Source organism: Aquibaculum arenosum, assembly GCF_029222965.1.
Taxonomy (GTDB): Bacteria; Pseudomonadota; Alphaproteobacteria; order Kiloniellales; family DSM-21159; genus Aquibaculum; species Aquibaculum arenosum.
In genome coordinates, this window is record NZ_JARHUD010000001.1 from 424,445 (window position 1) to 446,943 (window position 22,499).

The window sequence follows — 22,499 nt, forward strand, 5'->3', positions numbered from 1 at the left end:
CACAGGTGAAGCAGGCCGTTTCTGCGGAAGGGGCGAAGAACGAGGCGGTGTTGAGCCCGCGCCGCCGACGCATTCTGGAACTGACGCGGCAGCGGGGTTTCGTCTCGATCGAGGGGCTGGCCGAGCACTTTGCGGTCACCCCCCAGACCATCCGCCGCGACATCAATGCGCTCTGCTCCCAGGACATGCTGCTGCGCTATCACGGCGGTGCAGGCCTGCCATCCAGCGTGGAGAACGAGCCTTATCCCGCCCGCCGGGTGAAACAGCTCGAAGAAAAGCGCCTGATCGCCGAACTGGTTACCGAGGCGGTGCCGGAGCGTGCCTCCCTGTTCCTCAACATCGGCACCACAACCGAAGCCGTTGCGCGCAGCCTGGTGCGACGCGACGGCCTGCGGGTGATCACCAACAATCTCAATGTCGCGGCCACAATGAGCGAGAATCCGGCCATCGAGGTCATCGTCGCCGGTGGCTTGGTGCGCAGCCGCGACCGCGGCATCGTGGGAGAGGCGACCATCGACCTGATCGGGCAGTTCAAGGTCGACATCGGCATCATCGGGATCAGCGGCATCGATCCCGATGGCTCCCTGCTGGATTTCGACTATCGGGAGGTGCGGGTGGCACAGGCCATCATCGCCAACTCCCGACAAGTCTATCTCGTGGCCGATCACAGCAAATTCGGCCGTAACGCGCTGGTGCGACTGGGGCATCTGGACCAGATCGACCGGCTTTTCACCGACCGCCCACCGTCAGCGAACATGCGCGAAAGCCTGCTGGCCGCCGGTGTGAAGGTGGTTTATCCACAGGAGAGGACTGAGGCAGCCTCGTGACACCCTGGTGCCCTGTGGAGCAGACCTGTGACCCACCTGTCCGGAGAAAGACACACGCACAAGCGGTGTCTTTGTGGCATAAGCTCCGCATGAGTGGGAAAATGATTGGTCGTCTGACCGGAGCGTTGCTCTGCCTTCTCGTGTCGCCCGTGTTTGCCCAGGAGTCCGCCGAACCCGAGGCGCCGCGTCAGCCGGTGCGTCCGGAAGACGGCACCTTCTCTCTGAAGCTTGAGAATGATCTGGTCAACGATACGGACCGCGACTACACGCACGGCACCCAATTCTCCTGGCTCTCGCCGGAGATTCAGGGTGAGCATTGGGCGCGCCGGCTGATCGAAACCGTACCGGGCCTGACTTACGGCGATCGCTTGCGCTACAGCCTGTCCGTCGGGCAGAGCATCTTCACCCCGCGGGACACGCAAACCAAACAGCGCCAGAAGGATGATCGGCCCTATGCGGGCTGGCTCTATGTGGGGCTGGCCGCTGTGGCCTACGATTCGCGCTATCAGCTCCTGCAGAGCCTGGCGCTCGATGTTGGAGTGGTCGGACCTCCGGCGATGGGGCGCCAGGTACAGAACTCAGTGCATCGCCTGATCTCGGCGCCGGAAGCTGAGGGCTGGCAGCACCAGTTGCGCAGCGAACCGGGCATCCAGCTCACCTACGAGCGCAAGTGGCGGCAGTTCCATCACCGGCCCTTCGGCGATCGCTTCGGTGTCGATCTGCTGCCGCATGTGGGGGTGGCTCTGGGCAATGTGGCCACCTATGCAGGCGCCGGTGCGTCCTTGCGCGTGGGTTTTGACCTGGAAGAGGACTTCGGGCCGCCGCGCATCCGGCCCAGCCTGCCGGGCAGCACCTTCTTCAAGGTCGGCGGGCTCAGCGGCTACGTTTTCCTCGGCCTCGAAGGCCGCGGGGTGGCGCGGGACATCTTCCTCGACGGGAACACCTTCGGCGGCGGCCACAGCGTCTCGCGCCGCTGGTTCGTGGGCGAGCTTCAAGCCGGCGCCGCCGTGAGCTACGAAAACTTCCGCCTCGCCTACACCCAGGTCTACCGCACGCCGCAGATCCGCAACCGCGACAAGGGCGATCGCTTCGGCGCCCTGACCCTCTCCTGGCGTATGCGCTTCTGATCCCGGCTTTCAGGCGCTGCGGCGGTCTTTGAGGTCGGGCAGGTAGGGGGCCAGGAAGGCGCCGGTGTGGCTTCCGCGGGTTTCGGCCACGGCTTCGGGCGTGCCTTGGGCGACGATCTGACCGCCGCCGTCGCCACCTTCTGGCCCCAGGTCCAGGATCCAGTCCGCCGTCTTGATGACCTCGAGATTGTGCTCGATCACAACCACTGTGTTGCCCTGATCCACCAGCGCGTGCAGCACTTCCAGCAGCTTCTTCACGTCCTCGTAGTGCAGCCCCGTCGTGGGCTCGTCCAGGATGTAGAGGGTGCGGCCCGTGGCGCGGCGGGAGAGCTCCTTGGCCAGCTTCACGCGCTGCGCCTCCCCGCCGGAGAGGGTCGTTGCCGCTTGGCCCACCTGGACGTAGCCGAGGCCGACGCGCTCCAGGGTCTCCATCTTGTTGCGGATGCTGGGGACGGCCTGGAAGAAGAGTGCCGCTTCCTCGACGGTCATGGCCAACACGTCGGCGATGGATTTGCCCTTGAAGGTGACTTCCAGGGTTTCCCGGTTATAGCGCTTGCCCTTGCAGACGTCGCACTCGACGTAGACGTCGGGCAGGAAGTGCATCTCGATCTTGATCACCCCGTCGCCCTGACAGGCCTCACAGCGTCCGCCCTTCACGTTGAAGGAGAAGCGGCCGGGCTTGTAGCCGCGCGCGCTGGCCTCCGGCAGACCGGCGAACCATTCCCGGATCGGGGTGAAAGCGCCGGTGTAGGTGGCGGGGTTGGAGCGCGGGGTGCGGCCAATGGGCGACTGGTCGATGTCGATTACCTTGTCCAGCAACTCCAGGCCCTGGATCGAGTCATGCGGCGCCGGCTGCACCCGGCCGCCGTTTAGCTGCCGCGCGATGGCCTTGTAGAGCGTGTCGATGGTCAGAGTGGACTTGCCGCTGCCGGAAACCCCGGTGACGCAGGTGAAGGTGCCGAGCGGAATGGTGGCGTCAATGCCCTTCAGGTTGTTGCCCCGGGCGTTGCGCAGGGTGAGCTTCTGCTGCTTCCGACCCTTGCGGCGCGTTGTGGGCACGGCGATCTGGCGCCGGCCGGTCAGGTATTGGCCGGTGATGGAGGTGGGGTTGGCCATCACCTCTTCCGGCGTGCCCTCGGCCACGATGCTGCCGCCATGCACCCCGGCGCCGGGGCCCATGTCCACCAGATGATCCGCGGCGCGGATGGCATCCTCGTCATGCTCGACCACGATCACCGTGTTGCCGATGTCGCGCAGCCGGCGCAGCGTGTCCAGCAGGCGGGCGTTGTCGCGCTGGTGCAGGCCGATTGAGGGCTCGTCGAGCACGTAGAGCACGCCAGTTAGACCCGAGCCGATCTGCGAGGCCAGGCGGATGCGCTGGCTTTCTCCGCCCGATAGCGTCGCTGAGGCCCGCGAGAGGGTGAGATAGGTCAGGCCCACGTCGTTCAGGAACCCAAGGCGCTCCCGGATCTCCTTGAGGATGCGCTGGGCGATGTCGCGCTGCTTGGCAGTGAATTTGGGTTCCAGACCCTGAAACCAGGCCAGGGCCTCGGCCACCGACTTCTCGACCACTTCGCCGATGTGCAGGGCGTCGATCTTGACCGCCAGCGCTTCGGGCTTAAGGCGGTGACCGCCGCAGGCCTCGCAGGGGCGGCTGGCGCGGTACTTCTCGATCTCCTCGCGCACCCAGTCGCTGTCGGTTTCCTTCCAGCGGCGCTCCAGGTTGGGGACGATGCCTTCGAAGGCCTTCTTGGTCTCGTAACGCCTGAGGCCGTCGTCGAAGGTCATGGTGACCGGCTTGCCCTTGGTGCCGAAGAGGATGGCGTCGCGTACCTCGTCGGGCAGCTCGCGCCAGGGCGTGGTCATCCTGACCTGGAAGTGCTTCGCCAGGGAGCGCAGCGTCTGAGCGTAGTAGGGCGAGGAGGAGCTTGCCCAGGGCGCGATGGCGCCACGCTCCAGAGTCAGACTGCTGTCCGGCACCACCAGATCGGGGGCGACGAAATAGGTCGCACCCAGTCCATCGCAGGCGGGGCAGGCGCCGAAGGGATTGTTGAAGGAGAAGAGGCGCGGCTCGATCTCGTCGATGGTGAAGCCCGAAACCGGGCAGGCAAAGCGCGCCGAGAAGGTCAGGCGCTCGCCGCTGTCGGCATCCTCAGTGAAGGCCAGGCCGTCCGCCAGCTCCAGCGCGGTCTCGAAGGACTCGGCCAGACGCTGTTCGAGATCGGGGCGGACGATGAGACGGTCCACCACCACTTCGATGTCGTGCTTGCGCTTCTTGTCCAGCGCCGGCGCCTCGTCGATGGCGTAGATCTCGCCGTCGATCTTGACCCGCTGGAAGCCCCGCTTCTGCAGCTCCAGCAGTTCCTTGCGATACTCCCCCTTACGGCCGCGCACGATGGGGGCGAGCAGGTAGAGACGCGTGCGCTCCGGCAGCGTCATGACACGGTCAACCATCTGGCTGACGGTCTGGCTCTCGATGGGCAGGCCGGTGGCCGGGGAATAGGGCACGCCGACCCGGGCGTACAGCAGGCGCAGGTAGTCGTAGATCTCGGTGACTGTGCCGACGGTCGAGCGCGGGTTCTTCGAGGTGGTCTTCTGTTCGATCGAGATCGCCGGGGAGAGGCCCTCAATGGAATCCACATCCGGCTTCTGCATCAGTTCCAGGAACTGCCGTGCGTAGGCCGAAAGCGATTCGACATAACGGCGCTGGCCCTCGGCGTAGATGGTATCAAAGGCGAGGGAGGACTTGCCGCTGCCGGAGAGACCGGTGATCACCACCAGCTTGTCGCGCGGCAGCACGACGTCGACGTTCTTGAGATTATGCTCGCGCGCACCGCGCACGTCGATCTTCGGACCGGTCATTTCCGAGGGCATGGGCAGTTCATCCGGGTCGGGGGAAGGCCGTTACTATGCCGCGCCTGGGCCCCTTTGGCGAGGATCATTTCGTGAACAAATTGGCCTGTGGTTTGGGCCATCGATGCCTAGTCGGCCGGAACAGGCTCAAGCCAGCCGTCCAGGTCCTCCAGGGCGCGCGTGGCCAGCGCGGGCTTGCGATCGCGCTTTTTCAGTTTGCGCTGGCCCGGCGGTGGCGCAATAGGCGGCAGCAGGCCGAAGTTGATGTTCATGGGCTGGAAGGTCTCGGCCTCGGCACCCCCGGTGATATGGGAGAGCAGGGCGCCCAGCGCCGTGGTAGGCGGCGGCGGATTTGCTCCCTCGCCCTTGCGTTCGGCCGCAGCGAAGCGTCCTGCCAACAGGCCCACGGCGGCACTTTCCACATAGCCCTCCACGCCGGTGACCTGGCCGGCGACCCGTAGGCGTGGCGCCGCCTTCATGCGGAGCTGCCCATCCAACAGCTTGGGCGAATTGATGAAGGTGTTGCGGTGCAGGCCGCCGAGCCGAGCGAACTCCGCGTTCTCCAGTCCCGGGATGCTGCGGAAGATGCGCAATTGTTCGCCGTACTTCAGCTTGGTCTGGAAGCCGACCATGTTGAACAGCGTGCCGAGAGCATTGTCCTGGCGGAGCTGGACCACGGCATGCGCTTCCCGCTCGCTGCGCGGGTCGGTCAGGCCGACCGGCTTCATAGGACCGTAGCGCAGGGTCTCGCGTCCGCGTTCGGCCATGACCTCGATGGGCAGGCAGCCCTCGAAGTAGGGCGTGTCCTTCTCCCACTCGCGGAACTCGGTTTTCTCGCCGTTCAGCAGGGCGTCGATGAAGGCCTCGTACTGCTCACGGTCCAGGGGGCAGTTGATGTAGTCCTTGCCTCCCCCCTTGTCGTAGCGGGACTGGAACCAGGCCACGTCGAAGTCGATGCTCTCCCGGTGCACGATGGGAGCGATGGCGTCGAAGAAGGCGAGATGGTCCTCGCCGCCGAGTGCGCCGATCGCCTCCGCCAGCGCTGGCGATGTGAGCGGCCCGGTAGCCAGAATGACGCTGTCCCAGTCCTCCGGTGGCAGACCCGCCACCTCCTCGCGCCGGATCTCCACCAGCGGGTGCTCGGCGAGGTTGGCCGTCACCGCCTCTGAGAAGCCGTCACGGTCCACCGCCAGCGCACCGCCTGCCGGCAGGCGGTGCTCATCGCCGCAGCGCATGATCAGGCTGTCGCAGCGGCGCATTTCCGCGTGCAGCAGGCCGACGGCGTTGTTCATGGCGTCGTCCGAGCGGAAGGAATTGGAGCAAACCAGCTCAGCCAGCCCCTCGGTCTTGTGCGCCGGCGTCTTGCGCTGCGGGCGCATTTCGTGCAGCACGACGGGTACGCCGCTGCGTGCGATCTGCCAGGCTGCTTCGCTGCCGGCCAGGCCGCCGCCGACGACATGGACTGGGGAAAGGCGGGTCTTATCCATGCTGCGAGAGATAGCGGTGCACTCGGGCCGCGACAATGGACCTCCAGTGAGAATGTTTTGCCGGATGCTCCGCATGAGCGCGTTTGGGCTCTTTGCCTGGCTTCTTGCCTTGCCGGTCTTGGCGCAGGATCTGCCCAATCTGGCGGCGCTGCAGGCGCGCGGCGGTGCGGTGTCCGGGCTGGTGGTCGATCTGGACGACGGGCGGATCGTCGCCGAGTTGTCACCCGATCGCCAGGTCACGCCGGCGTCAGTCACCAAGCTCGTCACCGGCGCCTTGGCGCTGGAGACCTGGGGCCCGGATCACAGCTTCACCACCCGGATTGCCGCGACAGCGACACCGCAGGACGGGCGCGTTGCCGGCGATCTGGTGCTGATCGGTGGGGCCGACCCGGCGCTGACCGAGGAAGGGCTTTGGCATCTGGCGCGGGACCTGGCGCAGCAGGGTATCCAGGAGGTCTCGGGCGACCTGATCATCGATGCCTCGCGCTTCGGCCATGTGGAGTGCAGCCTGCGCGATCGTTGCGAGGCCCTGGCGCAATCCCACCACTCTTATGCCGCACCGCTTTCCGCCGCCGCGGTCAATTTCGCCAGCGTGGCTGTGACCCTGCGCCCGGGGGCGGCCGCCGGGCAGGCCGCCCAGGTGCAGCCCGAGCCCTTCCAACTGCCCTCGCTCCAGGTGGTCGCAGACACCAGCACCCGGGCCGGTGGTGGCTTCGATCTGCAGGTGGTGCGCGACAGCCTCAGCGAAGGCGAGCGTCTGCAGGTGGCTGGCAGCGTTCCGGCGGGGCATCAACCGGTGGCGATCCGGCGCTCAGTGGCGCATCCGGAGCGCCACAGCGGCGAGGTCTTGCGCGGCTTCCTGCAGCGCGAAGGCGTGACGCTCCAAGGCGAACTCCGCTTCGCCTACACGCCGCAGCCCTATCAGCTCGTGCTGGCCCAGTATGAAGGGCGCCCCTTGGGCGAAACGCTCAAGAGCATGATGTACTACTCCACTAACTTCACCGCTGACGTCCTGGCCCTGGAGCTGTCGCGCAATGCCGGCCAGGGCGCGCCACTGAACCTCCCTCAGGCAGGCGCCTTTCTCAGCCGCTATCTGCACGAGAGCCTGAGCGGAAGCCGCTTCGGGCAGGGTGTAAGTCCGGTAGCCAACCTGCGCGACGGCAGCGGCCTGGATCCCGAGAACCGGGTGAGCGCGCGCGAGCTGGTGGCCCTGCTCGATCGTATCTACATGCGCCTCGATCTCTTCCAGCCCTTCCTCGGTGCGCTGAGCGTGCCACTGCATGCCCGGGGCACTTTATTGCGGGGGCAGGATCCCGAGTGGGCGACCAACGTGGCCGGTAAGACCGGCGGGCTGAGCGTGCCGGTGTCAGTGACCACCTTTGCCGGCTATCTGCGTTTTCCCGACGGAGGATGGGGCGCCTTCGCCTTCCTCGTCAACGGCGCGCCCGGCCAGCCGATTGCCCGGGCCGATGCCTTCGAGGCCATGCGCCGCGATTTTGCCGTGCTGCGGAGCAGGGGCAGCGAGTGAGGCCTGGCCACGGCCAGGAGCCTGCGCTTGGCGCGACTCGGGGCCGGGAGAAAGAGTGACCCCATGACCTTGAGCCGCTTCGTCCATCTGCGCGTCCATTCGGCCTACTCCCTGTCGGAAGGGGCCATTCGCATCAAGGAGCTGGTACAGCTCTGCAAAGATCGGAACATGCCTGCGGTGGCGGTGTCCGATAGCGGCAATCTTTTCGGCGCGCTGGAGTTCGCGCTGGCGGCCTCCGGGGGTGGGGTTCAGCCCATCATCGGCTGCGTGCTGGCCGTGAAGCGGGAGGTGCAGGAGCCTGCGACAACCCGCACGCCGACACCCGAGCGGGTGCTGATTCTGGTGCAGGACGAGGCCGGCTATCGCAATCTCCTGAAGCTGGTCAGCAAATCCTTCCTGGAAACGCCGGACGATCAGGAGCCGCATGTCACGCTGCTGGATCTGGAGCGCTGGTCGCAGGGTCTGCTTCTGCTCACCGGTGGGAGTGACGGGCCGCTCGCGCGGGCTTTGCTCTCGGGCAATGACGATCTGGCGGAAACGCTGCTGCAGCGCCTGAAGGTGGCCTTTCCGGGCCGCTGTTACATTGAGGTGCAGCGCCATGGACTTCCGGATGAGGAGGCCACGGAAGAGCGCCTGATCGAGCTCGCCTATGCACACGATCTGCCGCTGGTGGCGACCAACGATGCCTACTTCGCCAAGGCGGAACAGTATGAAGCCCACGATGCATTGCTCTGCATCGCCGGGAGCACCTACATCCTTGAAAGCGACCGGCGGCGCCTGACGCCCGAGCATCGCTTCAAGTCATCGGCCGAAATGGAGGCGCTCTTCGAGGACCTGCCGGAAGCCATCGACAACACGCAGGTCATCGCCCGGCGCTGCTCTTACTTCCCGACCTTCGTGAAGCCCATCCTGCCGCCCTTCGAGACGGAAGGCGGGCGCGGCGAGGTGGAAGAGCTGCGCGCTCAGGCTCGCGCCGGCCTGGAGCACCGCCTGGAAGCCCATGTCTATGAGCCTGAAGACGACGAAGCGGCGCGTGAAGCCAAGGCTGCACCCTATCGGCAGCGCCTGGATTACGAACTCGGCATCATCGAGGAGATGGGCTTCCCCGGCTACTTCCTGATCGTCGCGGACTTCATCAAGTGGGCGAAGGCGCAGGAGATCCCGGTGGGGCCGGGCCGCGGCTCGGGTGCCGGCTCGGTGGTCGCCTATGCCCTGACCATCACCGATCTGGACCCGCTGCGCTGGGGACTGCTGTTCGAGCGGTTCCTCAATCCCGAGCGCGTGTCCATGCCGGATTTCGACGTGGACTTCTGTCAGGACCGTCGCGACGAGGTCATTCGCTACGTCCAGGAGCGCTACGGGCGCGACAAGGTCGCGCAGATCATCACCTTCGGAAAGCTCCAGGCGCGCGCGGTGCTGCGCGACGTCGGCCGGGTGCTGCAGTTGCCCTATGGCCAGGTGGACCGCCTCTGCAAGCTGGTGCCCAACAACCCAGCCAACCCGGTGACGCTGCAGCAGGCCCTCGACGGTGAACCGCAGCTGCAGGCAGCGCGCGAAGAGGATGAGACCGTCGGCCGAATGATCGACATCGCGCTCGAGCTTGAAGGGCTCTACCGCCATGCCTCGACCCACGCGGCTGGCGTGGTGATCGGTGATCGACCGCTGGACGAACTGGTGCCGCTCTATCGTGACCCGCGTTCCGACATGCCGGTCACCCAGTTCAATATGAGGTATGTCGAGCAGGCGGGGCTGGTGAAGTTCGACTTCCTGGGCCTGAAGACCCTGACAGTCTTAGCCCGGGCGCGCGATCTCATTCGCGAGCACAGCCCCGACTTCGACCTGGTCAGTTTGCCGCTGGACGACACAGCCTCCTATACGCTCATGGCCCGCGGCGACACGGTCGGGGTGTTCCAGCTGGAATCCACCGGCATGCGCGATGCCCTGAAGCGGCTCAAGCCCGACCGCTTCGAAGACGTGATCGCCATGGTCGCGCTCTATCGGCCGGGGCCGATGGAGAACATCCCCGCCTACATCCGGCGCAAGAAGGGCGAGGAGGAGCCGGACTACCTCTACCCCAGCCTGGAGCCGATCCTGAAGGAGACCTTCGGGATCATGATCTACCAGGAACAGGTGATGCAGATCGCCCAGGAGCTGGCCGGCTACTCGCTGGGAGCGGCCGACCTGCTGCGCCGGGCCATGGGCAAGAAGATCAAGGCGGAGATGGACGCCCAGCGCGAGATCTTCGTGCAGGGCGCCACCGAGCGCGGCGTGCCCGAGGACAAGGCGCGCGCGATCTTCGAGCAGGTGAACAAGTTTGCCGGCTACGGCTTCAACAAGTCGCACGCAGCCGCCTATGCTCTGGTCGCCTATCAAACGGCCTATCTCAAGGCCAACTACCCGGTCGAGTTCATGGCGGCGATCATGACCTACGACATGGGCAACACCGATAAGCTCAATCTTTTCCGCCAGGAACTCGACCGCCTGCGCATCCGCCTGCTGCCGCCCGATGTGAACCACTCCTTTGCCGATTTCGCCGTGGAAGCGCTGCCAGAAGGCGGCAAGGCCATCCGCTATGCCCTGGGGGCGATCAAGAACGTCGGCGCCACGGCCATGAAGCAGCTTGTGGCCGAGCGGGAGGAGAAGGGGGCTTTTGCTTCTCTGGGCGATTTCGCCCGGCGGATCGATGCCCGCTCGATCAACAAGCGTGCCATCGAGAACCTGGTGTGCGCCGGCGCGATGGATTCCCTGGAGCCGAACCGGCAGCGCGCGCATCTGGCGGCCGAGAGCATAGTGCGCCATGCGGCCACCGCGGCCAATGAGCGCGACAGCGGCCAGTTCAGCCTGCTGGGCGGCGCGGCGCAGCCGGAGACGCTGAAGCTGCAGCCGGTCTCCGACTGGCCGGCCATCGACCGCCTGCAGAAGGAGTTCGATGCGCTGGGCTTCTATCTCTCGGCGCATCCGCTCGACAGCTACCGCAACCTCCTCCAGCGCCGGCGCGTGGTCAGCACTGCTGACCTGCCCAAGGCTGTGATCGGTGGGCAGAGCCGGCAAGTGCTGGCCGGCATCGTGGTGGCGAAGCAGGAGCGCACCTCCAAGAAGGGAAGCCGCTTCGCCTTCGTGCAGCTTTCGGACGCCACGGGCGTTTTCGAGGTCACTTGCTTCTCGGAAACGCTGGGGCGCTGCCGCGCTCTGCTGGAGGGAGGCAAGCCGCTGCTAGTCACGGTCAGTGTGGAGCGCCAGGGCGAGGAGGGCGATTTGCGCCTGACCGCCCATGAGTTCGAGGACCTGGATGAGGCGCTGGCCAAGACGGCAGCCGGCCTCAAGCTCTTCGTTCAGGAGCGCGAACCCCTGGTGCAGCTTCAGCAGGTATTGGAGAAGGAGCGTCGCGGGCGCAGCCGGGTGACCGTCGTGCTCGCCCTGGAGGAGGAGCGGGAAGTGGAGATCGACCTTCCCGGTGCCTATGCCCTCTCTCCGGCCTGCCGTCAGGCGATCAAGTCGCTGCCGGGTCTGGTGGTGGAGGATCTGTGAGCGAACTTGCGCTCACACGCTGCAACGCCTTGCAATCTCCAGCGCTCGCAGATATCACAACGCCGCACTGAAACCTCACGCGGATCAGCGCGGCCGTTTGCATGCGGTCGCTCCGGTGTCCGGTGCCCAGCAATGGGAGCCGGATCACTCACTCCGCGGCGGATAAACCGGAGAACGACAATATGGCACTTCCCGAATTCACCATGCGCCAGCTCATGGAAGCCGGCGCCCATTTCGGTCACACTACCCGGCGTTGGAACCCGAAGATGGCTCCTTTCATCTTTGGTGTCCGCAACAACATCCACATCATCGACCTGGAGCAGACTGTACCGCTGCTGCATCAGGCCCTGGTGTTCGCGCGCGAAGTCGCTGCGGGCAACGGACGCGTGCTCTTTGTCGGCACCAAGCGCCAGGCCAGCGACATCGTGGCTGCCGCTGCCGCTCGTTGCGGTCAGTACTACGTGAATGAGCGCTGGCTCGGCGGCATGCTGACCAACTGGAAGACCATCTCCCACTCCATTCGTCGCCTGAAGGAACTGGAGGAGCTGCTCTCCCAGGAGAACACCGGCCTGACGAAGAAGGAAACGCTCAATCGTACGCGCGAGCTGAACAAGCTCGAAGCGGCGCTGGGTGGCATCAAGGACATGGGTGGCCTGCCGGACGCGATCTTCATCATCGACACCAACAAGGAGCACCTGGCGGTCTTCGAGGCCAACAAGCTGGGCATCCCGGTGATGGCGGTCCTCGACTCCAACTCCAGCCCGAGCGGCGTGGCCTATCCGATCCCGGGCAACGACGATGCCGTGCGTGCCATTCAGCTCTACTGCGAACTCCTGGCCGATGCCGTGCTTGACGGCCTGCAGCAGGAGATGTCGTCCAAGGGCGTGGACATCGGTGCTGCCGAGGAAGCGCCGGTGGAAACCCTGAGCGAGCCGGCCCCCGAAGCGCCTGCCGAGGCCGCTGCGACTGAGGCGGCAGCGCCTGAGGCTGCTGCGACCGAGACGCCGGCTGCTCCTGCCGGCGAAGAAGCCCGCAGCGAGAGCTGATTTGGCTGAGCGGGCGAGCCGAAAGGCTCGCTCATGCCGCTCGTAAATCAAACGGCCTGTAAACCAAACGGAATGAGTTGACCCATGGCTGAGATCACCGCTGCACTGGTGAAAGAACTGCGCGACAAGACCGGCGCAGGCATGATGGATTGCAAGAAGGCATTGACCGAGAATGACGGCGATGTCGAAGCGGCCGTAGACTGGCTGCGTAAAAAGGGCCTGGCCGCCGCAGCGAAGAAGGCCGGGCGCACCGCCGCCGAGGGCCTGGTGGCTGTGGTCACCGAAGGAAACCGTGGCGCCGTTGTTGAGGTCAATGCGGAGACTGATTTCGTCGGCCGCAACGAGACCTTCCAGGAGTTTGTTGCCACCGTGGCGCGCCTGGCGCTGGAGCACGGCGACAACATCGAGACGCTCTCTGCCACTGCCTATCCGAACAGCGGCCGCAGCGTGGCCGAGGAACTGACCCAGCTGATCGCCACCATCGGCGAGAACATGTCGCTGCGTCGCGTCCAGGCCCTGTCGGTGGATAAGGGCGTTGTCGCGGGCTATGTGCACAACCAAACCGTCGAGGGTCTGGGCAAGATCGGCGTGCTGGTCGCGCTCGAGTCCGAAGGCGATGCCGGCAAGCTCAACGCATTTGGCCGCCAGATTGCCATGCATGTGGCTGCCGCCAACCCGGTGGCCGTTGATCGCGATGGCGTGGACGCCTCCCTGCTTGATCGCGAACGAGAGGTTCTCGCAGACCAGGCCCGGGCCAGCGGCAAGTCGGAAGAGATCATCGACAAGATGGTCGAGGGCCGCCTGCGCAAGTTCTACGAAGAGGTCTGCCTGCTGGAGCAGCTTTTCGTGATCGACGGCGAGAACAAGGTCTCAAAGGCTGTCGAGTTGACCGCCAAAGACATCGGCAGCCCAATCAAGCTGAAGGACTTCGCCCGCTTCCAGTTGGGCGAGGGAATAGAGAAGGAAGAAGGCGACTTCGCCTCAGAGGTCGCAGCCGCAGCCAAGAGCTGAGGGGTTTCACAGAGGCGGTTCCGGGTCACTCCGAACCGCCTCTTTCTCTGTGCGCTCCAGTGCCAGGAAGGGCAGGGTGATGGATAAGCCGAGGTACCGCCGGGTCCTGCTTAAGATTTCCGGCGAAGCCCTCATGGGAAGCCGCGATTACGGCCTCGATGCTGCTACCGTAGATCGGGTGGCGGCGGACGTTCGGTCCGTGCATGCCATGGGCATCGAGGTCTGTCTCGTGATCGGGGGTGGCAACATCTTTCGCGGATTGAGCGGCGCATCTCAGGGTATGGAGCGGGCAACCGCGGACCACATGGGCATGCTGGCAACAGTCATCAATTCTCTGGCGGTTCAGAACGCGCTGGAGAAGGCAGGCGTTCCTGTGCGGGTGCAGTCGGCCATTCCCATGTCATCCGTCTGCGAGCCCTATATCCGGCGCCGTGCGGTACGGCACATGGAAAAGGGGCGTGTGGTGATCTTCGGTGCCGGAACGGGCAACCCCTTCTTCACCACCGACACGGCCGCTGCCCTGCGTGCCTCGGAAATGCAGGTCGATGCACTGCTCAAGGGTACGAAGGTCGATGGCGTCTACGATGCCGACCCGGTCAAGGTGCCGGATGCCAAGCGCTACGATCGGCTTTCCTACATGGACGTGCTTTCGCACGATCTGGCAGTGATGGACCACGCCGCGATCTCGCTCGCTCGCGAGAATGGCATACCGATCCTGGTTTTCAGTATTGCTCAGCCGGGCACTTTCGCAGAAGTTGTGCAAGGTCACGGCCGCTTCACGATCGTAACGGACGAGGAATAGGACAATGCCCGACGCTTTGATCAAGGAACTGACGCGCCGGATGGATGGGGCGCTGGATGCCCTGAAGCGCGAGTTCGGGGGCCTGCGCACCGGCCGGGCGGCGACCAGTCTGTTGGAGCCGATCACGGTCGAGGCCTATGGCGCGCAGACACCGCTGCCTCAGGTGGGCACCATCGGCGTCCCGGAGTCACGGCTGCTGACCGTCCAGGTCTGGGACCGCAAGCTGGTTTCCGCGGTGGAAAAGGCCATTCGAGAGTCCGGTCTGGGCCTCAATCCCTCGAACGATGGCAATCTCATCCGCATTCCCATCCCGCCCCTGTCGGAGGAGCGGCGCCAAGAGCTGACCAAGGTTGCCGCAAAGTACGCTGAGCAGGCACGCGTCGCTGTGCGCAATGTGCGCCGCGACGGCATGGACCAGCTCAAGAAGATGGAGAAATCGAACGAGATCTCCGAGGACATTCAGCGCCGCAAGGGCGATGACATCCAGAAGCTGACGGACGAGCACATCAAGCTGGTCGACGAGGCGCTCGCCCAAAAGGAAGCGGAAATCATGCAGGTTTGAGGCGTTGGGGGCCGCAGGTCTGACGGGGAGAGGGGCAATGGTGCGTCACGTCGCAATCATCATGGACGGCAATGGCCGTTGGGCCGCCCGCCGTGGTTTGCCCCGCCGCGTGGGACACTGGCGCGGCGCCGAAGCTGCACGCCGTATCGTGCGTGCGGCCGTAGAACTCGAACTCCCCTACCTGACGCTCTTCGCCTTCTCCTCCGAGAACTGGAATCGACCGGTTTCAGAGGTGGTCGACCTTATGGGCCTGTTGCGCCGCTATCTCGGTGACGACTACTCGCAAGAGATGCAGCGGTTGGATGTGCGCGTGCGCATGATCGGCGACCGCTCGCGCCTGCCCGCCGATCTGGTGCGGATCGTCGAGCGGCTGGAGGACGCGAGCGCGGATCACAAGGGCCTGCAGTTGACGGTGGCGCTGTCCTACGGTGGACGGCAGGAGATCGTAGACAGCGCGCGCCGCCTGGCCCAGCGCGTGGCCGCAGGTGAACTCGATCCGACCGCAATCGACGAGGCCGCTGTTGCAGGAAGCCTGGAGACGGCGGACCTGCCCCATCCAGACCTATTGATCCGCACCGGCGGAGAGCAGCGCATCTCGAATTTCCTGCTCTGGCAGCTGGCCTACGCCGAACTCTATTTCAGCGACCGACTCTGGCCGGACTTCAGCCACGCGGACCTGGCTGAAGCACTTTCCGACTATCGCCAGCGGGATCGTCGTTTTGGCGCTCTCTCCTCGACGGCATAGCTTGCGACGTCCCTCCATCGACACGGCTCTCAGCCGAAGGATCGTCTCCGCTGCGGCTCTGGCGCCGCCGGTTTTGTTGGCGGTCTATCTGGGGCCGCCTTTCAGCGACTTGCTTCTCCTACTCCTGGCGGCGGGAATGGCCTGGGAGTGGAGCCGGGTTTGTGGCCGCAGCCGGCCATTTGGCCTGAGCGAAGCTGCGCTGACGCTGCTGGCGCCTGCGGTGCTCCTGGCGGCGATGTGCTCGGGCCTTGCGGCTGTCTTTGTCCTGCTCCTGCTCGCGCCCCTGCTCCTGCTGGCGACGCAGCGCCTTTCGCCCTATGGCGATGCCGAACTGTCCTGGCTGTTGCTCGGTCTGTTCTATGTCGTCGTGCCCCTGCTGGTGCTCCACGGGCTGCGCGGCGCCGATGCCCAGGGCCGTGACCTGGTTCTCTGGCTGCTGCTCGTGATCTGGGCTGCGGACAGTGGTGCCTATGCCTTTGGCAAGACCATCGGCGGTCCCCGACTGGCACCGCGCTGGAGCCCGAAGAAGACCTGGGCCGGGCTTGTTGGAGGCGTCGCCTGTGCCGGTGTGATTGGATCTCTTGCCGCTTCAGCCCTGACCGTGGCCTCACCCTGGGCTATGCTCTTCCTGGGAGCCCTGCTCGCGGCCGTCGGTCAAGGCGGTGACCTGCTTGAATCGGCCTTCAAGCGCCGTTTCGAGGTCAAGGATGCCAGTGGGCTGATTCCCGGGCATGGTGGATTGTTGGACCGGGTTGATGCCCTGCTGGCGGCAGCGGTGGCTTTGGCTCTGCTCATGTGGCTGGGAGTGGTGAGCCTATGACGGTGCGCCGTATCACCCTGTTGGGAGCGACAGGCTCCATCGGACGCAGCACCCTCGATCTGGTGGAGCGCAACCCGGAAGCCTTCGAGATTGAGGCCTTGACCGCCAACCGCTCGGTCACGGTGCTGGCGGAGCAGGCGCGGCGCTTTGGCGCGCGCTTGGCCGTGGTGGCGGATCCCGATTGCTACTCCGACCTCAAGGAAGCGCTGCAAGGCTCGGGGATCGAAGCTGCGGCCGGGGCTGATGCGGTCGCGGAAGCCGCGCGGCGGCCGAGTGACCTCGTGGTGGCCGCCATCGTCGGTTCAGCCGGCCTGCCACCCACTTTGGCGGCCGTGGAGCGCGGGGCGGCGGTGGTGCTGGCCAACAAGGAAGCGCTGGTCTGTGCCGGTCCGCTTATGGTGGCGGCCGTCGCTCGTCATGGTGCCACGCTGCTGCCTGCCGACTCGGAGCACAACGCGATCTTCCAGGTCTTCGAACAGGAAGAGCGTGCGGCGATCGAGCGTATCATCCTCACCGCATCGGGCGGTCCCTTCAGGACCTTCAGTCGCGAGGCGATGGCCGATGTGACGCCTGCGCAAGCCGTGGCCCATCCGAACTGGGATATGGGAGCCAAGATCTCGGTCGATTCGGCGACGATGATGAACAAGGGCCTGGAATTGATCGAGGCCCATTATCTCTTCGCTTTGCCTGAGCAGCAGATCGAGATTCTGGTGCATCCCCAGTCCGTCATCCACTCGCTGGTCGGCTATGCCGACGGCTCGGTTCTGGCGCAGCTTGGGGTGCCGGACATGCGCACGCCATTGGCCTATTGCCTGTCCTGGCCGCGGCGCATGTCGGCTCCGGTGGATCGCCTCGATCTGGCTGGCCTGGGGCAACTCACCTTCGAATCGCCCGATGAAGAGCGCTTTCCCCCCTTGCGCCTGGCCCGGGAAGCTCTGCGTACGGGCGGGGCCGCGCCGGCTGTGCTCAACGCCGCCAACGAAATGGCCGTTGCCGCCTTCCTGGAAGGCCGGCTCGGCTTTCTGGATATCGCTGCCGTCGCCGAATCGGTGCTGGCACAGCAAGTTCCCCGCGCGCCGGCCAGCGTGGCTGAGGTGCTGGAGGTGGACGCGCAGGCCCGCGTTGCTGCGGCGGAGACGATCCGCCAGCGCGCCTCTGCCTGAGTGGGGCGCCACCGGGTTCGCAGCCGCCCGGCCAAGGCGGTTCTCGGGCAAGGTGTTTGGCTGCGGCCCGCGGCTGATGTAAAAGGAAGGCCCCGGGCCCAGATCAACACAGGACCCTCCCGCGCTGCCGGATTGCCGGGCAGACCTCCTGTGTGATGCGATGGCCCCCCGGGCCTGTTGAGAAGAGACTATGGACCTGCTGAACCTTATCGGTGACTACCTGATCCCCTTTCTCGTCATTCTGACGATTCTCGTGTTCATTCACGAGATGGGGCACTACCTCGCGGCCCGGCGCTGCGGCGTGAAGATCGAAGCCTTTTCCATCGGATTCGGCCCGGAACTCTTTGGTTGGTACGACAAGCAGGGCACGCGCTGGAAGGTGAGCGCTGTTCCGCTGGGCGGCTACGTCAAGATGTTCGGCGATGCCGATGTCACCAGCCGGCCCGCGCCGAGCGCCTCGAAAGCGGAGGCGAACTCCGGCGGCCAAGCAGGCGAGGAAACCGGAGGTTGGGCCTCCGGCGTTGAACGACCGCTGACCGATGAAGAGCGGGCGGTCTCTTTTCACCACAAGACGCTCGGGCAGCGTACCTTCATCGTCGCGGCCGGTCCGGCGGCAAACTTCATTTTTGCTGCTGTTCTTCTCACCGGCTTCTTCGCTTTCATCGGCCAGCCGACGACGCCGCCGGTGATCGGTCAGGTCCTGGAGAACAGCGCCGCGGAGGTTGCTGACATCCGGTCAGGGGATCGGATTCTCGAGGTAAACGGCAACCGCATCGAACGATTCGAGCAGATTCAACGCGCGGTGCAGCTCAATCTCGACCAGCCGTTGGAGATCCTGGTCGAGCGCGATGGGCAGCAAGTGCCGCTGACCGCGACGCCCGAGATCGTCGATCAGGAAGACAACTTCGGGAACGTCCATCGCATGGCCCGCCTGGGAGTGGGAGCCAGCGGCACGGAGTATGTGCGCTACGGACCGGGCGAAGCGCTTTGGCGGGCAGGCGAAGAGACCGTCTCCCTAACCGCGGCCACATTGCGCGCGCTTGGACAGATCGTGACGGGCGTGCGCAGCACCGATGAGCTCGGTGGGCCGGTGCGGATCGCAGAGATGTCGGGCCATGTGGCAATGGCAGGCATTATTTCCGTCGCCTGGTTCATGGCGGTCTTGTCGATCAATCTTGGTTTGATCAATCTCTTCCCGGTTCCCATGCTGGACGGCGGCCATCTATTGTTCTACGCCGTGGAGGCGGTCAGGGGCCGGCCTCTGGGGGAACGGGCCCAGGAACTGGGTTTCCGCATCGGATTGGCGCTCGTGGTCATGCTCTTCGTGTTCGTGACCTGGAACGATCTGACGCGGTTGCAGTTCTTCAACTTTTTGGTGGGGTGGATTAGCTGATGCGGCACGGCAGGGGCGATGACACAACCCAGATTCTTTTGGCGGCGGGGGGAGTTTGACGGCGTGCGTGTAGTCCTCGGGTTCGTTGCCAAAGTCTCTCTCGCCCTCGCTTTCGCGCTTGCAGCACCGACTTTGATCGTTGGTGTGTCGCCAGCAGTGGCGCAGAATCAGCCCTTTGCGGAAGGCGAGATCATTCAGGAAATCCGGATCGACGGCACGCAACGCGTCGATCCCGCCACTGTGCTTAGCTACATGCAGGTGCAGCCTGGCGATCCCTTCGACCCCTTTGTGGTCGATGAATCGCTGAAATCCATTTTCGATACGGGCCTCTTCGCCGATGTCACACTGCGTCGGGAAGGCGATGTCCTGATCGTGGCGGTTGACGAGAACCCGATGATCAATCGCATCGCGTTTGAGGGCAATCGCCGGATCGAGAACGACACCCTGCAGTCCGAGATCGAACTTCGTCCGCGCGTGGTTTACACCCAGACGAGGGTCCAGAACGACGTGCAGCGCATGCTCGACCTCTATCAGCGCCGCGGTCGCTTTGCCGCTTCGGTCGAGCCCAAGCTGATCGAGCTTGACCAGAACCGCGTCGACCTCGTGTTCGAGATCGACGAAGGACCGGTCACAGAGATCGACTCCATCAACTTCGTCGGCAACGAGAATTTCTCCGCCGGATCTTTGCGAGAGGTGATCTCCACGCGCGAGAGCGCCTGGTACCGCTTCCTCAGCAGTTCTGATGTCTATGATCCGGATCGCCTGGCATTCGATCGCGAGCTCTTGCGGCGGCACTATCTCGAAGAGGGCTACGCTGATTTCCGGGTTGTCTCCTCGGTTGCGGAACTGAACCTGGATCGCTCCGCCTTCATCATCACCTTCACCGTGGAGGAGGGCGAGCGCTATCGCTTTGGCGAGATTGATCTCGTCAGCCAGCTTCGCGGCGTGGACGCGGAGGAACTGCGTCCACTGCTCCGCATGAGCGAAGGCGACTGGTATGACGCCATCGAGGTGGAGGACAGCGTCGACGATATTTCCGAATATCTGGCGGAGCGGGGCTATCCCTTCGTCGACGTCAATCCGCGGCCGCAGCGCGATCGCGAGGAGCGCACCATCGGCATCACCTTCGAAGTGAGTGAAGGCCCGCGAGTCTATGTCGAGCGCATCGACATCGAAGGCAACGTCCGCACCGTCGACAGCGTCATTCGTCGCGAGTTCCGCCTGGTGGAGGGTGATGCCTTCAATGCCGCGCGCTTGCGCCGGTCGCGAGAGCGCCTCGAGAACCTGACCTACTTCCAAACCATCGACATCGAACAGGAGGAGGGCAGCGCCCCCGACCGCACGATCGTCAACGTGGAGGTGGAGGAACAGTCCACCGGCGAACTCAGCTTCGGTGCCGGCTTTTCCACCAGCGCCGGCCCCCTGGGCCAGGTCGAACTGCGCGAGCGCAATCTCCTTGGCCGCGGCCAGGAAGCGCGTATCGCCTTCATGATGGCCGGTCGCGGTACGGAGTTCGATGTGGGCTTCACAGAACCGCGTTTCCTGGGCCGGGAGCTCTCCGCCGGCATCGATGCCTTCCACGTGACCACGGAGGTGGACGAAAGCGGCTTCGATCAGCGCAGCACCGGCGCCGGTACCCGCCTTGGCTACGATCTGACCGAGTACACCCGTCAGGTGTTGCGATACGAGCTCGAGCGACGTGAAATCAGAGATCCTGACAGCAACGCACCGCTGCAGATCCGCCGCGAGGAAGGTGTCTCCTATCGCTCGATGGTCGGCCAGACCATGACCTGGGATCGCCGGGACAGCATTCTCGATCCCCGCACCGGTTTCCTGGTCGAGTTCGACACCGACGTTGCTGGACTTGGCGGCGACGTGCGCTTTGCCCGTGCCAGCACCGAGGGGCGCTATTACTTGCCGCTGGGTGACGAGGACTACACGCTGGTCGTCGGTGGCAGTGGCGGTGTCATGCAGGGCATCAACCAGTCCACGCGCATCAGCGACCGCTTCATGCTCGGCGGCCAGTCATTTCGCGGCTTCGAGGAAAGTGGCATCGGCCCCCGTGAGGGCCGTTACGCCCTCGGTGGCCGCTATTTCGTGAAAGGTGTCACCGAGTTCCGCTTTCCTCTGGGGCTGCCCGAAGAGTTCGATGTCCGCGGCCGCCTCTTCGCTGATGTGGGCACGCTCTGGGGCGCTGACGGCAACACCAGAAACGCCGTTGGGAATAAGCCGTCGATCCGCGTCTCGGTTGGCCCCGGTGTGACCTGGAACTCTCCGCTCGGACTGATCAGCGTCGACTTGGGTTACGCGCTCCGCAAGGAGAGCCACGACCGCACCGAACTCTTGAACTTCAGCATTGGGACAACGTTCTGATCATGCCTTTCGCAACTCGTTCTTTCTTTGCTGCCTGTGCCGTCGTGTTCGGCTTGGCGGTCGCCATCGCATCGCCAGTGGCCGTGCAGGCGCAGCAACTCCCGACCCCGCAGATCCTCGTGATCGATGTCAACTACGTGATGGCCAATTCCACGGCCATGCAGTCGATCCAGTCCCAGATCGAACAGGATGAAGGCGGCCTGGAGCAGCAGATGCAGGAGCGCGAACGGCAGTTGCGCGAGGAGGACGAGGCCCTGTCGCGCCAGCGCAGCGTTCTGTCCAGCGAAGCCTTCGAGGAACGCCGCCAGCAGCTCGAGCAGCAGTTCGCCGACTATCAGCGCGAATTCTCTCAGCGCCTTGAGGGTATGGATGAGAGCTATGCCCAGGCCGTAGGCGAGGTCGAAATGCAGCTCGTGCGTATTGCCGATGAACTCGCCACCGAGCTCGGCGCCAATATGGTCGTGCCGAAGTCCACGCTGGTGCTTGTGCATGAGGACTTTGACAAGACTGAACAGGCCTTGCAGCGACTGAACGAGCGGCTTCCGTCGGTTTCCGTGAACCGCTGATTGGCGCAAGGGGCGTGCGGCGGACGACGTTTCCGCCGGTCCCAATCTGCCGACACGCTTCGGCGGTGCGTAGGTGAACAAGGATAACAAGGATTTTGTGTTTCCGGTCTTCTGGAGACGAGACGGAAATGGTGGGTCAGGGGAACTCGATGACCGAGAAGAATGAGGGTGCTGCAGCAGCTCAAGAAGGCGTAGGCAAACAGTTCGAAGCCTACGATATCCTCAAAATCATGGAGATGATTCCGCATCGCTACCCGATGCTGATGATCGATCGTGTGCGCGAAATGGAGCCCAATGTCAGCGCCGTGGGGATCAAGAATGTCTCCATCAACGAGGCCTTCTTTCAGGGACACTTCCCTCGCCAGCCTGTCATGCCCGGCGTGCTGATCGTGGAAGCTATGGCTCAGACGGCCGCTGTGCTGGTGGTGGAAACCTTGGGTGAGGGTGTCGCGGGCAAACTGGTCTACTTCATGTCCATCGACTCCTGTCGTTTCCGCCGTCCCGTGGTGCCGGGTGACCAGTTGGAAATCCGGGTCTTGAAGGAACGCAGCCGCGGCCCCTTCTGGAAGTTCAAGGGTGAGGTGTTGGTGGATGGACAGCTCGCCGCTGAATCGACCTTCAGCGCGATGATCCGCGAAGACACCTGAAACCGGCCGCCCCTGGGGGCG

Annotated in this window: 17 protein-coding genes; 15 read left to right on the top strand and 2 right to left on the bottom strand. The window is 64.6% G+C overall.

The genetic code is table 11. From position 1 onward, the window contains the following. The first annotated feature begins 5 nt into the window (after positions 1 to 5). Both P2G67_RS01970 and P2G67_RS01975 read left to right on the top strand, forming a co-directional pair. Positions 6 to 827 (top strand): DeoR/GlpR family DNA-binding transcription regulator, encoded by an 822-nt coding sequence (locus P2G67_RS01970; protein ID WP_275819487.1) that lies wholly within the window; start codon positions 6 to 8, stop codon positions 825 to 827. 101 nt (positions 828 to 928) lie between these two features. After that, positions 929 to 1,954 (top strand): lipid A deacylase LpxR family protein, encoded by a 1,026-nt coding sequence (locus tag P2G67_RS01975; RefSeq protein ID WP_275819489.1) that lies wholly within the window; start codon positions 929 to 931, stop codon positions 1,952 to 1,954. Positions 1,955 to 1,963: 9 nt separating this feature from the next. Here P2G67_RS01975 and uvrA read toward each other — a convergent pair whose 3' ends face one another. Continuing rightward, positions 1,964 to 4,828 (bottom strand): excinuclease ABC subunit UvrA, encoded by a 2,865-nt coding sequence (uvrA, locus tag P2G67_RS01980; protein WP_275819491.1) that lies wholly within the window; start codon positions 4,826 to 4,828, stop codon positions 1,964 to 1,966. 107 nt (positions 4,829 to 4,935) lie between these two features. After that, the gene (gene trmFO, locus P2G67_RS01985) at positions 4,936 to 6,294 is read right to left on the bottom strand and encodes a methylenetetrahydrofolate--tRNA-(uracil(54)-C(5))-methyltransferase (FADH(2)-oxidizing) TrmFO (RefSeq protein WP_275819493.1); all 1,359 of its coding nucleotides are present in this window, start codon (positions 6,292 to 6,294) and stop codon (positions 4,936 to 4,938) included. Positions 6,295 to 6,367: 73 nt separating this feature from the next. Between trmFO and dacB the strand changes: the two genes are divergently transcribed. The 13 genes from dacB (at position 6,368) to fabZ (ending at position 22,478) form a co-directional block, all read left to right on the top strand. Next, complete coding sequence (dacB, locus tag P2G67_RS01990) at positions 6,368 to 7,822, top strand: D-alanyl-D-alanine carboxypeptidase/D-alanyl-D-alanine endopeptidase (RefSeq protein ID WP_275819495.1); 1,455 nt, start codon at positions 6,368 to 6,370, stop codon at positions 7,820 to 7,822. Between the two features lie 63 nt (positions 7,823 to 7,885). Further along, positions 7,886 to 11,350 (top strand): DNA polymerase III subunit alpha, encoded by a 3,465-nt coding sequence (gene dnaE, locus P2G67_RS01995; RefSeq protein WP_275819497.1) that lies wholly within the window; start codon positions 7,886 to 7,888, stop codon positions 11,348 to 11,350. Between the two features lie 182 nt (positions 11,351 to 11,532). Next, complete coding sequence (gene rpsB, locus P2G67_RS02000; protein ID WP_275819499.1) at positions 11,533 to 12,396, top strand: 30S ribosomal protein S2; 864 nt, start codon at positions 11,533 to 11,535, stop codon at positions 12,394 to 12,396. A gap of 84 nt (positions 12,397 to 12,480) precedes the next feature. Next, positions 12,481 to 13,407 (top strand): translation elongation factor Ts, encoded by a 927-nt coding sequence (gene tsf, locus P2G67_RS02005; RefSeq protein WP_275819501.1) that lies wholly within the window; start codon positions 12,481 to 12,483, stop codon positions 13,405 to 13,407. A 79-nt stretch (positions 13,408 to 13,486) separates the two neighbouring features. Then, the gene (pyrH, locus tag P2G67_RS02010; RefSeq protein WP_322099621.1) at positions 13,487 to 14,209 is read left to right on the top strand and encodes a UMP kinase; all 723 of its coding nucleotides are present in this window, start codon (positions 13,487 to 13,489) and stop codon (positions 14,207 to 14,209) included. Between the two features lie 4 nt (positions 14,210 to 14,213). After that, complete coding sequence (frr, locus tag P2G67_RS02015; protein WP_275819505.1) at positions 14,214 to 14,771, top strand: ribosome recycling factor; 558 nt, start codon at positions 14,214 to 14,216, stop codon at positions 14,769 to 14,771. 37 nt (positions 14,772 to 14,808) lie between these two features. After that, positions 14,809 to 15,516, top strand: a complete 708-nt coding sequence (gene uppS, locus P2G67_RS02020) for a polyprenyl diphosphate synthase (protein ID WP_275819507.1) — start codon at positions 14,809 to 14,811, stop codon at positions 15,514 to 15,516. 1 nt (position 15,517) lies between these two features. Beyond that, positions 15,518 to 16,336, top strand: a complete 819-nt coding sequence (locus tag P2G67_RS02025; protein ID WP_275819509.1) for a phosphatidate cytidylyltransferase — start codon at positions 15,518 to 15,520, stop codon at positions 16,334 to 16,336. Beyond that, complete coding sequence (locus P2G67_RS02030) at positions 16,333 to 17,499, top strand: 1-deoxy-D-xylulose-5-phosphate reductoisomerase (RefSeq protein WP_275819511.1); 1,167 nt, start codon at positions 16,333 to 16,335, stop codon at positions 17,497 to 17,499. Before P2G67_RS02025 ends, P2G67_RS02030 begins: the two co-directional genes overlap by 4 nt. A 190-nt stretch (positions 17,500 to 17,689) precedes the next feature. After that, entirely contained in the window at positions 17,690 to 18,892 is a 1,203-nt protein-coding gene (rseP, locus tag P2G67_RS02035) for an RIP metalloprotease RseP (protein ID WP_275819513.1), read from the top strand. Between the two features lie 63 nt (positions 18,893 to 18,955). Beyond that, positions 18,956 to 21,265 (top strand): outer membrane protein assembly factor BamA, encoded by a 2,310-nt coding sequence (bamA, locus tag P2G67_RS02040; protein ID WP_275819515.1) that lies wholly within the window; start codon positions 18,956 to 18,958, stop codon positions 21,263 to 21,265. Positions 21,266 to 21,267: 2 nt separating this feature from the next. Then, positions 21,268 to 21,831, top strand: coding sequence for an OmpH/Skp family outer membrane protein (locus P2G67_RS02045; RefSeq protein ID WP_275819517.1), 564 nt, complete (start codon positions 21,268 to 21,270; stop codon positions 21,829 to 21,831). A gap of 149 nt (positions 21,832 to 21,980) precedes the next feature. Next, a complete protein-coding gene (gene fabZ, locus P2G67_RS02050; protein WP_275819519.1) occupies positions 21,981 to 22,478 on the top strand; it encodes a 3-hydroxyacyl-ACP dehydratase FabZ in 498 nt (165 codons plus the stop codon). Positions 22,479 to 22,499: the final 21 nt, after the last annotated feature.

Coding starts and splice junctions, on each gene's coding strand:
- P2G67_RS01975 (WP_275819489.1), top strand. CDS start 929: ATGATTGGTCGTCTGACCGGAGCGTTGCTCTGCCTTCTCGTGTCGCCC.
- uvrA (WP_275819491.1), bottom strand. CDS start 4,828: ATGCCCTCGGAAATGACCGGTCCGAAGATCGACGTGCGCGGTGCGCGC.
- trmFO (WP_275819493.1), bottom strand. CDS start 6,294: ATGGATAAGACCCGCCTTTCCCCAGTCCATGTCGTCGGCGGCGGCCTG.
- dacB (WP_275819495.1), top strand. CDS start 6,368: ATGAGCGCGTTTGGGCTCTTTGCCTGGCTTCTTGCCTTGCCGGTCTTG.
- dnaE (WP_275819497.1), top strand. CDS start 7,886: ATGACCTTGAGCCGCTTCGTCCATCTGCGCGTCCATTCGGCCTACTCC.
- rpsB (WP_275819499.1), top strand. CDS start 11,533: ATGGCACTTCCCGAATTCACCATGCGCCAGCTCATGGAAGCCGGCGCC.
- tsf (WP_275819501.1), top strand. CDS start 12,481: ATGGCTGAGATCACCGCTGCACTGGTGAAAGAACTGCGCGACAAGACC.
- pyrH (WP_322099621.1), top strand. CDS start 13,487: ATGGATAAGCCGAGGTACCGCCGGGTCCTGCTTAAGATTTCCGGCGAA.
- frr (WP_275819505.1), top strand. CDS start 14,214: ATGCCCGACGCTTTGATCAAGGAACTGACGCGCCGGATGGATGGGGCG.
- uppS (WP_275819507.1), top strand. CDS start 14,809: ATGGTGCGTCACGTCGCAATCATCATGGACGGCAATGGCCGTTGGGCC.
- P2G67_RS02030 (WP_275819511.1), top strand. CDS start 16,333: ATGACGGTGCGCCGTATCACCCTGTTGGGAGCGACAGGCTCCATCGGA.
- rseP (WP_275819513.1), top strand. CDS start 17,690: ATGGACCTGCTGAACCTTATCGGTGACTACCTGATCCCCTTTCTCGTC.
- P2G67_RS02045 (WP_275819517.1), top strand. CDS start 21,268: ATGCCTTTCGCAACTCGTTCTTTCTTTGCTGCCTGTGCCGTCGTGTTC.
- fabZ (WP_275819519.1), top strand. CDS start 21,981: ATGACCGAGAAGAATGAGGGTGCTGCAGCAGCTCAAGAAGGCGTAGGC.